The sequence below is a fragment of the Ralstonia chuxiongensis genome, from assembly GCF_024158925.1.
Taxonomy (GTDB): Bacteria; Pseudomonadota; Gammaproteobacteria; order Burkholderiales; family Burkholderiaceae; genus Ralstonia; species Ralstonia chuxiongensis.
In genome coordinates this window covers 676919-690489 of the sequence record NZ_JAMYWC010000002.1, presented here as the reverse complement: position 1 = coordinate 690489, position 13571 = coordinate 676919, and the positions used below count along the sequence as shown (strand labels likewise).

The 13571-nt window shown below is 65.4% G+C and carries 11 protein-coding genes; 7 read left to right on the top strand and 4 right to left on the bottom strand.

Annotated elements, in window-relative coordinates:
- Positions 1 to 6: 6 nt before the first annotated feature.
- The 6 genes from NKG59_RS07900 (at position 7) to NKG59_RS07875 (ending at position 6119) form a co-directional block, all read left to right on the top strand.
- Positions 7 to 2427, top strand: coding sequence for an MMPL family transporter (locus NKG59_RS07900; RefSeq protein WP_253536236.1), 2421 nt, complete (start codon positions 7 to 9; stop codon positions 2425 to 2427).
- Complete coding sequence (locus NKG59_RS07895; RefSeq protein ID WP_253536235.1) at positions 2424 to 3287, top strand: polysaccharide deacetylase family protein; 864 nt, start codon at positions 2424 to 2426, stop codon at positions 3285 to 3287. The genes NKG59_RS07900 and NKG59_RS07895 overlap by 4 nt, the downstream gene beginning before the upstream one ends.
- Before the next feature lie 72 nt (positions 3288 to 3359).
- On the top strand, positions 3360 to 4577 hold the full coding sequence (locus tag NKG59_RS07890; protein ID WP_253536234.1) for a beta-ketoacyl-[acyl-carrier-protein] synthase family protein: 1218 nt from the start codon (positions 3360 to 3362) through the stop codon (positions 4575 to 4577).
- On the top strand, positions 4574 to 5377 hold the full coding sequence (locus NKG59_RS07885) for a beta-ketoacyl synthase chain length factor (RefSeq protein ID WP_253536233.1): 804 nt from the start codon (positions 4574 to 4576) through the stop codon (positions 5375 to 5377). Before NKG59_RS07890 ends, NKG59_RS07885 begins: the two co-directional genes overlap by 4 nt.
- Positions 5374 to 5835, top strand: a complete 462-nt coding sequence (locus tag NKG59_RS07880; RefSeq protein WP_253536232.1) for a hotdog family protein — start codon at positions 5374 to 5376, stop codon at positions 5833 to 5835. The genes NKG59_RS07885 and NKG59_RS07880 overlap by 4 nt, the downstream gene beginning before the upstream one ends.
- A gap of 23 nt (positions 5836 to 5858) precedes the next feature.
- On the top strand, positions 5859 to 6119 hold the full coding sequence (locus NKG59_RS07875; RefSeq protein ID WP_232043086.1) for a hypothetical protein: 261 nt from the start codon (positions 5859 to 5861) through the stop codon (positions 6117 to 6119).
- An 87-nt stretch (positions 6120 to 6206) separates the two neighbouring features.
- Here the strand turns inward: NKG59_RS07875 and NKG59_RS07870 are convergent, their stop codons facing one another.
- Together NKG59_RS07870 and NKG59_RS07865 are read right to left on the bottom strand one after the other, a co-directional pair.
- A complete protein-coding gene (locus NKG59_RS07870; protein WP_253536231.1) occupies positions 6207 to 6785 on the bottom strand; it encodes a single-stranded DNA-binding protein in 579 nt (192 codons plus the stop codon).
- Between the two features lie 46 nt (positions 6786 to 6831).
- A complete protein-coding gene (locus NKG59_RS07865) occupies positions 6832 to 7995 on the bottom strand; it encodes an MFS transporter (RefSeq protein ID WP_253536473.1) in 1164 nt (387 codons plus the stop codon).
- A gap of 241 nt (positions 7996 to 8236) precedes the next feature.
- On the opposite strand from NKG59_RS07865, the gene uvrA reads away from it, so the two are divergent.
- A complete protein-coding gene (gene uvrA, locus NKG59_RS07860; protein ID WP_045202524.1) occupies positions 8237 to 11101 on the top strand; it encodes an excinuclease ABC subunit UvrA in 2865 nt (954 codons plus the stop codon).
- A gap of 62 nt (positions 11102 to 11163) precedes the next feature.
- Here the strand turns inward: uvrA and NKG59_RS07855 are convergent, their stop codons facing one another.
- Positions 11164 to 12840, bottom strand: a complete 1677-nt coding sequence (locus NKG59_RS07855) for a Na/Pi cotransporter family protein (protein WP_253536230.1) — start codon at positions 12838 to 12840, stop codon at positions 11164 to 11166.
- Positions 12841 to 12859: 19 nt separating this feature from the next.
- Entirely contained in the window at positions 12860 to 13480 is a 621-nt protein-coding gene (locus tag NKG59_RS07850; RefSeq protein ID WP_253536229.1) for a LysE family translocator, read from the bottom strand.
- Between the last annotated feature and the right edge of the window lie 91 nt (positions 13481 to 13571).

Sequence of the window (13571 nt, the reverse complement as noted above, 5' to 3'; positions counted from 1 at the left end):
GCGCATATGAAACGCTTGCACGCCCTGCAGCGGCCCGCCGTGCTGGTCTGGCTGACCGGCCTGCTGCTGTGCGCGGTCGTGATCGGGCGGACGAGCTTTACGGCGGACCTGTCGGCGTTTCTGCCGCGCTCGCCGAGTGCCGAGCAACGCGTGCTGGTCGACCAGTTGCGCGAGGGGCTGGTGTCGCGGCTCATCCTCGTCGGCATCGAGGGCAGTGACGCGGCCACCCGTACAACGCTGTCGAAGCAGCTCGCCGCCACGCTGCGCGCCGACGCGCAATTCAGCGCCGTCAATAACGGCGAGCCCGTCAGCGAGGCGCGCGACCGGCAATTCGTCTTCGACCACCGCTACGTGCTCAGCCCCGCTGTCACGCCGCAACGCTTTTCCGCTGAAGGCCTGCACGCGGCGCTAGGCGAAAGTCTGGACCTGCTCAGTTCGTCAGCCGGGCTGTTTGCCAAGAACATGCTGCCGCGCGACCCGACCGGCGAGGTGGCGGCACTCGTCAGCCAGCTCGACAACACCGCGCTGCCGTCGTTGATGCATGGCGTGTGGGCGTCGCGCGATGGCCAGCGTGCCGTGCTGGTCGTGCAGACAACGGCCGCCGGTTCCGACACCGACGCTCAGGCGCATGCCATCGATACCGTGCGCCGCGCGTTCGATGCGGTTGCACGCACGGTGCCGAACGCCGCATCGGCGCGCATCCTGCTGACCGGCCCGGGCGTGTTCTCCGTCGAATCGCGCGACACCATCAAGCACGACGTCGAGCGGCTTTCCACCGTCAGCCTCGTGCTCGTGGTGGCGCTGCTGCTCACGGTATATCGGTCACCGCGCACGGTGGTGCTGGGGTTGCTGCCAGTGCTGTCCGGCGTGGCGGCCGGCGTGGCAGCGGTCAGCCTCACGTTTGGCGCGGTGCACGGGCTCACGCTCGGGTTCGGCACCACGCTCATCGGCGAGGCGGTCGACTATTCGATCTACCTCTTCGTGCAATCTGCCCGCCTGCGTGGCGCCACCCCCAACGACAGCCTGCGAGCGTGGATCACCACGTACTGGCCGACCATCCGCCTGGGCGTGCTGACCTCGGTATGCGGCTTTGCGTCGATGCTGTTCTCGGGCTTTCCGGGGCTCGTGCAGTTAGGGCTGTATTCGATTGTCGGGTTGGTGACGGCGGCACTTGTCACGCGCTACGTGCTGCCGCATCTGCGCGGCGCAGACGTGGCGACGCGGGATGTATCGCGCGTGGGAGCCTGGCTGGCACGGGCGACGTCTGCCGCGCCCCGCCTGCGCTGGGTGTTGGCGGTGGTGCTCGTGGGCGCATGTGCGGCGCTGGTGCTGCAACGCGATGGCCTGTGGAGCCGCGAACTCGCTGCGCTGAGCCCCGTACCCGCGAAAAGCCAGGCGCTCGACGCCAGCCTGCGCGCAGACGTCGGTGCGCCCGACGTGCGCTATCTGGTGGTGATTCCGGCCGCGACCGAACAGGCCGCGCTTGAAGGTGCCGAGAAGGTCGCCGCGCAACTGCAACCGCTGGTGGACAACGGCGTGCTGGCCGGCTTTGAGAACCCCGCGCGCTATCTGCCGAGCGATGCGACTCAGCGCGCGCGCTTGGCAAGCCTGCCCGCCGCTGATGCACTGGCTGCACGCATGCGCAGTGCCGTTGAAGATCAGCCGATCCGCGTGAAGCCTGATCTCTTCGCCCCGTTCATCGCCGATGTGGACGCGGCACGCGCGCAGCCTCTTTTGCGGCGCGCGGACCTGAAGGGCACATCGATGGCATTGGCGGTGGAGGCACTGCTGACGGAACACGCCGACCAATGGAGCGCCATGCTGCCATTGCGCGCACCGTCAGGCGCGCCGGCCACCGCCAAAAATGCATCCAATCCGTCCAGCCTGGATGCCGCCCCGATTCGCGCCGCCGTCGAGCATGCGGCCGTGCCGGGCGCGCTCTTCGTCGACATGAAGGCCGAGGCCGATCGGCTGTACGTGAACTACGTGCGGGAAGACCTTCGCCTGTCGCTGGCCGGTTTCGCGGCGATCGCGTTGCTGCTGCTCGTGGCGCTGCGCTCATCGCAGCGGACCCTCCGCGCGTTGGCGCCCCTGGTGGCGGCGGTGCTGGTGGTGACGGCCGGCTTTGCGCTGGCACGCGTGCCGCTGACCATCCTGCATCTGGTGGGCATGCTGCTGATCGTGGCGGTGGGATCGAACTACGCGCTGTTCTTCAATCAACGCACGCAGGCCATTGCGCCGCAGACGCTGGTGTCCCTGCTGGTGGCGAATTTGGCGACGGTGGCCGGCTTCGGCCTGCTGGCATTTTCCCGCGTGCCGATGTTGGAAACGTTCGGGTTGACCGTCGGGCCGGGCGCCATGCTTGCGCTGGTGTTTGCCGCCATCCTCGCGCCACGCGCCAATCACAATCAGCACCCTGCCGCATGAACCCATCGATCACCACGCCGCTTGGCAGCGCCCGCCGCTGGAAGCCGACACCCCTGATCAGCGGCGCGCTCGTGCTGCACGTCGGCGCGGCGGTTGCCGTTGCGGCCGCCCCATCGACATGGCCATGGGCGGGCGGCAGCGTCATCGCCTCGCATCTGGTGCTGATGGCCGGTGGTCTGTGGCCGCGCAGCGCATGGCTCGGCCCGAACTGGACGCATCTGCCCGCCAAGGCCGGCGAGCAGATCGCATTGACCATCGACGACGGCCCTGACCCCGATGTCACACCGCGCGTGCTGGACATGCTCGATCAGCACGGTGCCAAGGCCACCTTCTTCTGCATCGGCGAATTGGCGCAGCGGCACCCGCGCTGCGTCGAGGCCATCGTCGCGCGCGGGCATGCAGTGGAAAACCACAGTCAGCGCCATCGGCATACGTTCTCGCTGCAGGCGCCGGGCGCGTTGCGGCGCGAGATTGCTGCCGCGCAAGACACGCTCGCGCAGATCACCGGCACGCGCCCGCTGTTCTTTCGGGCGCCGGCCGGACTGCGCAATCCGTTTCTCGAACCCGTGCTGTGTCAGCTTGGCCTGCAGCTGGCGAGCTGGACGCGCCGCGGCTTCGACACCCGCTCGCACAATGCCGACGCCATCGCCCAGCGCCTGCTGCACGGCCTGGCGCCCCAAGACATCCTGCTGCTCCACGATGGGCATGCGGCGCGCGATGCACACGGCACCCCCGTCATATTGGCCGTGTTGCCAAAGGTGCTCGAAGCCGCCGCTCGCGCGCAATTGCAGTTCACGACGTTGCGTGCAGCCCTCGCGCCGGAGCCCGCGCAGGCCGCCCGCTCGCACATAGCCATTTGATAAAATTTGTCAACGATTGGCGCCCCATCTGCCGAGTCATCCCACCCAACAATTGTCGCGACACCATCCCCAGTGAAGCCCGTCCTGCTCACGCATTTCACCGCCACAAGCTGCCTCGGACGTGGCCTTGACGCCACGCTCGACGCGTTGCGCGGGCAACGTGGCGGGCTCACGCCGTGTGACTTCCCACGCGCCGAACTCGACACGTGGATCGGCGAAGTGCCTGGCGCCGACGCGACACCCATGCGCGCGGATCTGGCTGATTTCGACTGCCGCAACAACCGGCTTGCGCAGATCGGCCTCACACAGGACGGTTTTGTTGAAGCTGTCGAAGCCGCCAAGGCGCGCCATGGCGCCGGACGCGTCGGCGTGTTCATTGGCACCAGCACGTCGGGCATTCTCGAAACCGAACGCGCCTACCAGCAGCGCGATCCGCAGACTGGCGCGCTGCCGGCAAACTTTCACTACGCGCAAACGCACAACATTTATTCGCCCGCCGCGTTTGTGCGGGCGTATTTTGGGTTGAGCGGACCGGCCATGGTGATCTCGTCGGCGTGTTCGTCGGGGGCCAAGGTGTTTGCCTCGGCGCGGCGCATGCTGGCCGCGGGCCTGATCGATGCGGCGGTGGTGGGCGGCGTCGATTCGCTGTGCCTGACTGCGCTGTACGGGTTCAACTCGCTGGAGCTGCTGTCGCGGCAACCGTGCCGGCCGTACGATGCGGCGCGCGATGGCATCTCCATCGGCGAGGCTGCGGCCTTTGCGCTGCTGGAGCGCGCCCCTGAAGCGAAGGGCGCGCTGCACGACGATGCGATCCTGCTGCTCGGCATTGGCGAATCGAGCGACGCGCATCACATGTCCTCGCCGCATCCGGAAGGGCTGGGCGCACGCGCTGCCATGACGCAAGCGCTGGCCACAAGCGGCCTGGCCGCAACAGACATCGATTACATCAACCTGCACGGCACCGGCACGCCCAGCAATGACGCAGCGGAGGCGCGCGCCATCCAGGCGATGTTCGACGGCACGGCGTGCAGCTCGACCAAGGGCGCGACCGGCCACACGCTTGGCGCGGCGGGCGCATTGGAAGCCGTGATCACAGCGCTAGCGCTGCGCCATCAATTGCTGCCAGCCGGCATCAACACCACGCAGTGCGACCCGGCCTTGACCGTCAACTACCTAACGACGAGCCACCACGCCCCTGTTCGCACCGCGCTCAGCAACGCGTTTGGATTTGGCGGCACGAATTGCAGCCTGGTCTTCGGCCGCGCAGACCACGTGGGCCTCTCGTCATGACCCAACTGCGCGCCTTCATCGAGAGCATCGGCGTGTTGGGCCCCGGCCTGCGGGATTGGCCGCACACCGCTGACGTGCTCACCGGTCGCACGCCCTACGCGCACGCACCGACCGAGTTGCCGCCGCCGGCCGGCCTGCCATCGGTCGAGCGCCGCCGCACGGGGCCTGTGATCAAGCTCGCGCTGGCAGTCGGTCACGAGGCCGTCGCAGCCAGCGGACGCGATGCCGCCACGCTGGCCACGGTCTTCAGTTCGTCCGGCGGCGATGGCCAAAACTGCCACGCTATCTGCGAAACCCTGGCGAGCGACGATCGCAAGCTCTCGCCCACGCGCTTCCACAACTCCGTGCACAACGCCCCGGCAGGCTACTGGAGCATCGCCACGCACGCGATGGCGCCGTCCAATGTGCTGTGCGCGTACGACGGCAGCTTTGCCGCCGGCCTGCTGGACAGCCTCTGTCAGGTCACGATTGACGCCACGCCCACCCTGCTGATCGCGTATGACGGCGAGTACCCGGAACCGTTGAACGCGGTGCGGCCCGTGCCCGATACGTTTGCGGTGGCGATGGTCCTTGCGCCCGAAGCCAGCCCGCGCACGCTCGCGCGCATTGACGTCACGCTGACCGACGCGGCGTCGACTGCATTGGCACAACCCGGGCTCGGAGCGCTGTGGCAGGGCAACGCCGCAGCGCGCGCCCTGCCGCTGCTGGAAGCGTTGGCGGCACGGCGCGCAGCCAATGTCGTGCTCGACTATCTGCCCGAGACCCGCGTGCAGGTCGACATCACCTTCGGCACGCCATGACGTCAAGCGCGCAGCCATCTCCGCCGCTCGACCGCAACTGGATCGCAGCGCGCATTCCACACAGCGGCGCAATGTGCCTGGTGGACGCGGTCGTCGCATGGGACGACGCGCACATCCATTGCAGCGCCACGAGCCATCGTGACGCTGCCAACCCGTTGCGCTCGCACGGTCAATTGGCCGCGGTCTGTGGCATCGAATACGCCGCTCAGGCGATGGCCGTGCATGGCGCCCTGTGCGATGCTGCGCAAGCACGCCCGCGCGCCGGTTTTCTCGCCAGCGTGCGCAGCGTTGAAGCGCACGTCCCGCGCCTCGACACCATCGACTCGCCGCTCGACATCGAGGCCGAACGCATCGGCGGCGACGGCAACAACGTGCTGTACCGATTCACCGTGCGCAGTGGCGCGCGCATCCTGTTGACCGGCCGCGCCGCTGTGGTGCTCGACGCGGCCGTTGCATGAACTTGTTTGTGAGGATTCCCACCGTGAAAGGTCGTCTGCTTTTGATTCCTGCGCTGCTGCTGGCGCTGCTCAGCCCCCTGGCCCATGCCGACTTGTCCGAGACCAAGGAGAACATCAAGCAGGACACGAAGGAAGCGGCCCGCAAGACCGGCCATGCGGCGAAGGAAGCCGGGCATGCGACGGCCAATGCTGCACGAGCGGTCGGCCACGGCGTTAAGAATGCAGCGCATGCCACGAAATGCGGCGTGAAACATCTCTTCAAAAAGCCTTGTGAGAGCGACTAGAACGGCTGCGGGCCTGCGCGCCTAAGCCAACAAAAAACCCGGCATCCTTGGCGGACTGCCGGGTTTTTGCTTTCTGGCGATACGGACTTAGAACGGAATATCGTCGTCCATATCCTCAAAGCCGTTCGACGGTGCAGGCTGACGGCGTGCACCGCCGCCCTGACCACCGCCTTCGCCGCCGCGCGAGTAGCCACCGCCTTGGCCTTGGCCTTGGCCTTGGCCTTGGCCTTGACCTTGGCTGCGGCCACCGCCGTAGCCGCCGCCACCACCGCCGCCTTCACCACTGCGCGAGTAGCCAGCACCACCGCCACCGCCGCCACCGCCGCCCTCACCACCGCGGCCGCCGAGCATCTGCATTTGGTCTGCGACGATCTCGGTGCTGTATTGCTTCTGGCCGTCCTTTTCCCATTGACGGGTCTTGAGGCGGCCTTCGATGTAGACCGACGAGCCTTTCTTCAGGTATTCGCCGGCGATTTCAGCCAGGCGACCGAAGAAGGCAATGCGGTGCCATTCGGTGGCTTCCTTCATTTCGCCGCTGGCCTTGTCCTTGTAGCGGTCGGTAGTTGCCACGCGAATGTTGGTGACAGCGTCGCCGCTGGGCATGTAACGCGTTTCAGGATCGGCGCCGAGATTGCCGACGATGATGACTTTGTTGACGGACGCCATGATGAGTTTCCGAAGGTAATTGAAGTGATGCCGCCGTGGGCCCGGGTTAGTGTCGGCGCAGCGCCGGCATCTGCATGGGGCTCGCAATTATAAGCCAGGCAAAAACCAGCGCAGCGCAGCTTAGGAATACAGCATGCTGCCCCGCGTGCAGCAGAATCCAGCCGCCGCCAGCTCCGCCCGCAAACAGGCCCAGCGCCTGCGTCGTGTTGTACACGCCCATGGCCGCGCCCTTGCGCACGCCCGGCGCGTACTTCGACACCAGCGACGGCTGCGACGCTTCCAGCACGTTGAAACCGAGGAAGTAGACCAGCAGAGCGATCGCCAGCGCGCTCAGTGTCGGATTGACCTCGCCCAGAGCCACTTGCGCCACCATCACCAGCGCCACGGCCGACAGCAGCACGATCTTCATCTTGCCGCGCTTCTCAGCGGCAATGATGGCCGGCACCATGAGCACGAACGACACGCCCATCACCGGCAGGTAGATCTTCCAGTGCGAATCGACAGGCAGGCCGGCGGCTTCCAGCATGTGCGGCAGCACGACGAACAACGCCGTCTGCGTGGCATGCAGGGCGAACACGCCAAAGTTCAGGCGCAGCAGTTCAGGGTTGCGCAAAACTTCGCGGAACGGCGCTTTCACATGCTCGGGCGGCCGCGGCGGGTTGGGCACCACCCACACCACCACGCCGATGGCGACGATGGCCAGCACGCCAATCGCCGTGAACATACCTGGCATGCCGACCCAGCGGAAGATGATTGGCGCACTCACGATGGCCACGGCAAACGACAAGCCGATGCTGCCGCCGATCATGGCCATGGCCTTGGTGCGATGCTCCTCGCGCGTGAGATCGGCCACGAAAGCGATCACCGCCGACGAGATCGCGCCCGCGCCCTGGATGGCACGCCCCACGGCGATGCCGGCGACGCTGTGCGAAAACGCCGCGACCAGACTGCCCACCGCAAAGATGACGAGCCCTGTGACGATGACGGGCTTGCGTCCGAAGCGATCCGATAGCCAGCCGTAGGGGATATAAAGCGCCGCCTGCGTGAGGCCATATACGCCGATGGCGAAGGCGACGAGTTGGGTGTTGTTGCCGTCGGGCAGCGTTTTCGCGAATACCGCGAAGACCGGCATGATCATGAACAAACCCAACATGCGCAGCGCGAAGATGCCGGCCAGCGAAGCGGCCGCGCGCAGCTCAAGGCCGTTCATGCGGCCGGAAGCGGAAGTCATGGATGGGGAGGCGGAGGACATGGTGCGAAAACCGCCGCGAAAACCAGAAAAAAGCGGCGACAAGGACACTTGAACGGTTTCACGGCTTGCCCCATCTGGGAGCAGATACCAGCAAAACCGAAGTTCGGTATATTAGCAGGCTTACCCTTTTCCACGCCTCCCGCCGATTGCCGCAGGCGGTCTGCACTCCGACGCCGCATTCAGCAGCACTCAGCCGCACATGGACGAAATCAAGATTCGTGGGGCCCGCACCCACAACCTGAAGAACATCAACCTCGATCTGCCGCGCAACCAGTTGATCGTGATCACCGGGCTTTCGGGGTCGGGCAAGTCGTCGCTCGCGTTCGACACGCTGTATGCGGAGGGGCAGCGGCGCTACGTGGAATCGCTGTCGGCGTATGCCCGGCAATTCCTGCAACTGATGGAAAAACCCGACGTTGACCTGATCGAAGGTCTGTCGCCGGCCATTTCCATCGAGCAGAAGGCAACGAGCCACAACCCACGCTCCACAGTCGGCACCGTTACCGAGATCCACGACTACCTGCGCCTGCTGTATGCGCGCGCCGGTACGCCTTACTGCCCCGATCACGGACAGCCGCTGGAAGCGCAAAGCGTGTCGCAAATGGTGGATGCCGTGCTGGCGTTGCCGGCGGACACCAAGCTGATGATCCTGGCGCCGGTGGTGGCCAACCGCAAAGGCGAGCACGTCGACCTGTTTGAAGCGATGCAGGCACAGGGTTTCGTGCGCTTTCGCATCCGCTCGGGCGGCGGTACCGCGCACGAGGCCGAAGCAAAAGTCTACGAAGTCGACAACCTGCCCAAGCTCAAGAAGAACGACAAACATTCGATCGAGGTCGTCGTCGACCGCGTGAAGGTCAACCCCGAACTCAAGCAGCGCTTGGCCGAGTCGTTCGAAACTGCGCTGCGCCTGGCCGACGGCCGCGCCATCGCGCTGGAAATGGACACGGGCAAAGAACACGGCTTCAGCTCCAAGTTCGCCTGCCCGATCTGCTCGTATTCGCTGCAGGAGCTGGAGCCGCGGCTGTTCTCGTTCAACAACCCGATGGGCGCCTGCCCCCACTGCGACGGCCTGGGCCAGATCACCTTCTTCGATCCGAAGCGCGTGGTGGCCTTTCCGAATCTGTCGCTCGCTTCTGGCGCCATCAAGGGTTGGGATCGCCGCAACCAGTTTTACTTCCAGATGCTGCAGAGCCTGGCGGCGTTCTACGACGTCGACATCGATGTCGCGTTTGAAGACCTGCCGCCTGAGACCCAGCAGGTCGTGTTGCACGGCTCGGGCACGCAACAGATTCCGTTCACGTACATCAACGAGCGCGGCAAGACCACGGTGCGCGAGCACGCGTTCGAGGGGATCATCCCCAACCTGGAGCGGCGCTACAAAGAGACCGACTCCATCGCCGTGCGCGAGGAGCTGGCCAAGTACCAGAACAACCAGCAGTGCCCGGAGTGCCACGGCACCCGCCTGCGCCGCGAAGCGCGCTTCGTCAAGATTGGCGAAGCCGAGCAGGCACGCGGCATCTACGAGATCAACGGCTGGCCGCTGCGCGATGCGCTTACGTATTTCCTGACGCTGAACATGCACGGCGCCAAGCGCGAGATTGCCGACAAGATCGTCAAGGAGATCACCGCGCGGCTGAACTTCCTGAACAACGTCGGGCTCGATTACCTGTCGCTGGAGCGCAGCGCCGATACGCTCTCGGGCGGCGAGGCACAGCGCATCCGGCTGGCGTCGCAGATCGGCTCGGGCCTGACCGGCGTGATGTACGTGCTGGACGAGCCATCCATCGGCCTGCACCAGCGCGACAACGATCGACTGATCGGCACGCTCAAGCACCTGCGCGATCTCGGCAACTCGGTGCTGGTGGTGGAGCATGATGAAGACATGATCCGCGCGTCGGACTACGTGGTCGACATCGGCCCCGGTGCTGGCGTGCACGGCGGCCAGATCATCGCGGAGGGCACGCCCCAGCAAGTCGAGCAATCGCCGGCGTCACTGACGGGCGACTACTTGTCGGGCAAGCGCCGCATCGAGGTGCCCAAGCAGCGCACGGCGCCCGATGAAGAGCGCTGGCTGCGCATCATCAACGCCAGCGGCAACAACTTGAAGAATGTGTCGGCGGACATTCCGGTGGGGCTGCTGACGTGCATCACGGGCGTGTCGGGTTCGGGCAAGTCGACGCTGATCAACGACACGCTTTACCACGCGGTGGCACGCCATCTGTACGGCTCGACGCCGGAGCCCGCAGCGCACGATCGCATCGACGGTCTGGAGCATTTCGACAAGGTCATCAACGTCGACCAATCGCCGATTGGCCGCACGCCCCGCTCGAACCCCGCCACCTACACGGGCCTGTTCACGCCGATCCGCGAGCTGTTTGCCGGCGTGCCGTCGGCCAAGGAGCGCGGGTATGACCCCGGCCGCTTCTCCTTCAACGTCAAGGGCGGCCGCTGTGAAGCGTGCCAGGGCGACGGCGTGCTCAAGGTCGAGATGCACTTCCTGCCCGACGTGTATGTGCCATGCGACGTGTGCCACGGCAAGCGCTACAACCGTGAAACGCTGGAAGTGCTCTACAAGGGCAAGAACATCACCGAAGTGCTGGAGATGACGGTGGAGCAGGCGCACGAGTTCTTCGCGCCGGTGCCCGTGGTGCGCCGCAAGCTGCAGACGCTGCTGGATGTGGGCCTGGGCTACATCCGGCTGGGGCAATCGGCGACCACGCTGTCGGGCGGCGAGGCGCAGCGCGTGAAGCTGTCGCTGGAGCTATCGAAGCGCGACACAGGCCGCACGCTCTACATTCTGGATGAGCCGACCACCGGCCTGCACTTCCACGATATCGAGCTGCTGCTGAAGGTCATTTACAAGCTGCGTGACCACGGCAATACGATCGTGATCATCGAGCACAACCTCGACGTGATCAAAACGGCGGACTGGCTGCTCGATCTCGGGCCCGAAGGCGGTGCCGGCGGTGGGCAGATCATCGCCAAGGGCACCCCCGAGGATGTGGCGAAGAGCAAGGCGAGCTTTACCGGCAAATACCTCGCGCCGCTGCTCAAGCGGAAGTGAGCGCGGTCATCCGGCAACAAAAAAGCGCAGCTTCGGCTGCGCTTTTTTTTAGCATGCGGGCGTCAGTGGCCGGCAGGCGCTGTCTCGGTCTCCACGTCATCCGCGTCTTTCATGCGACTGCGGTTCAGCGCCCCGGCTTCATCCAGCACGGAATACGCGGCCGCGCAGAACAACGAATTTAACCGCTTGAAATCGCTGATGATGTCCAGATGCAATGAACTGGTCTCGATGCTCTCGGCCGTCTGGGCGGACACCCGTGTGAGGTGACTGCGCGAGTAGCGTTTCTCCAGATCGCGGAAGTGCGCCTTCTCAAGCATCAGCTTCTGCGCGCTGCGCAGGTCGCCCGTCAGGAACACCGATAGCGCCAGCTTCAGGTTCGTGACGAGGCGCGCGTGCATGTCTTCCAACTCTTCCATGCCGGCCTCGGAAAAGGCCAGCTTGTGCGCAATCTTCTTCTCGCGCACGTCCTGCAGCAGCCGGTCGAGAATGTCGCCAGCGTGCTCCAGGTTGATGGTGAGCGAGATGATGTCGGCCCAGCGCTTGCCCTCGCGCGCGTCCAGCGCTTCGTGGCTCAGCTGCGTGAGATAAAGCTTGATGGCAGTGTAAAGCGCATCCACCTCGTCGTCGATGGCGCGGGTGGTTTGCAGCAGGCGTACGTCGTTGGTCTTGAGCACGCGCAGGGTGTTGTCGAGCATGTGCTCAACGCGATCGCCGATGCGCAGTACCTCGCGCGCCGCATTGCCCAACGCCAACGTTGGCGTGGCCAGCGCCGAAGGATCGAGATAACGCGGCGCAACGAGATCGTCGATATGCGCGCCGCCCGGCAGGATGCGCGCACACAGGCGCGCCATCGTATCGGTGAAGCCGATCAGCAGCACCGCCAACGCCACGTTGAACACCACATGAAACGCCACGACCACGTGCTGTGGTGCGACGCCCGCGTGCGGCGCCCACTCCGCCAGCTTGTCCAGAAAGGGCAGCGCCAGCGCGGCACCCAGCATGCGCGAAAGCAAGTTTCCGAGCGTTGCGCGGCGTGCGGCCTGGCTCGATGACGGCGTGGTCGCCAATGCGGCCACAGCACTGCCGATATTGGCGCCCAGCACAATCGCAAACGCCACCTTGACCGACACCGCCGCGGACGTCGCCAGCGTCGCGCAGAACAGCACCACCGCCAGGCTCGAATAGCACAGCAGCGCGAGCACTGCGCCGATCAGCATGTTCAGGCCGGTGTCTGACGAGAAGGAACTCAGCAGCACGCGCAGCGCATTGGCTTCCACCATCGGGCTCGACGCGACCGAGATCAGCTCCAGCGCCATCATGATCAGGCCCAGGCCGATCAGCACCCGCCCAAAGTGCCCCACCGCACTGCCCTTGCGCGACAGATGGAGGATCACGCCAAAAAAGATCAGCAGCGGCGACAGCCACGACAAGTCCAGCGCAAATATCTGCGCCATGATGGCGGTGCCCACGTTGGCACCCAGCAGGATTGCCAGCGCCGACGACACGCCCATCAGCCCTTGCGCAACAAACGCCCCGACGATGGTGGCCGTGGCGTTACTGCTCTGCACCAGGCATGTCACGCCAATGCCGGCCAGCAGTGCAGAGAATCGGTTCGATACGCTGCGCGACAACAGGCGGCGCAAGTCTGCGCCGTACAGGCGCAACATGCCGACCTTGACGGTTTGCGTGCCCCATACCAACAGGGCGACGCCGGAAAGCAGCTTAAGCAGGGTGATCATTGATGCCGCGCAGTCTTGCTTATTTGGTCAGGGCAACCCGCAGCCCCAGCCCGATGAAAATACAGCCGCTCACCCGGTCGAGCCACAGCGAGGCACGCGGCGTGCGGCGCATCCAGCCGCCCAGCGCGGCCGCGCACCAACCGTAGAGGCTGAACACGACGATGGTCTGCGCCATGAACACGCCGCCCAGCAGCAACATCTGCAACGCAGCATGACCGGCCTGCGCATCGACGAACTGCGGCAGGAACACCACGAAGAACAGCGTCACCTTCGGGTTGAGCAAATTGGCAAAGACGCTCTGGCGATACACCTGCCAGAGGTCTGGGGCCGCCTGCGCTTCAGCATGATTCGCGCCGATGCTGCCCTTGCTGCGCAGGGCCTGGATGCCCAGCCAGATCAGATACGCCGCACCCAGCCAGCGGATCGCCTGGAACGCCACAGGGGACGATTGCAGCACTGCGGCCAGCCCGAGCGCCGCCAGCGTCGTATGAAAGAGGCAGCCCGACGCGAACCCCGCCGCCGCAGACAAACCCGCCTTACGGCCCTGGCTTGCGCCGCGCGCGATCACTTGCAGGTTGTCCGGCCCGGGCATCACCGTGATGGCAATCGAGGACAGCAGGAACAGCAATACGTGGGGCATCGACGTCTCCCGGGGCGCAGGGGAAATGGAAAGGATCATGCTACTGCGCGCGGCAGTAGAACGTCATATTTTTGTCACATGAGCCTATGCG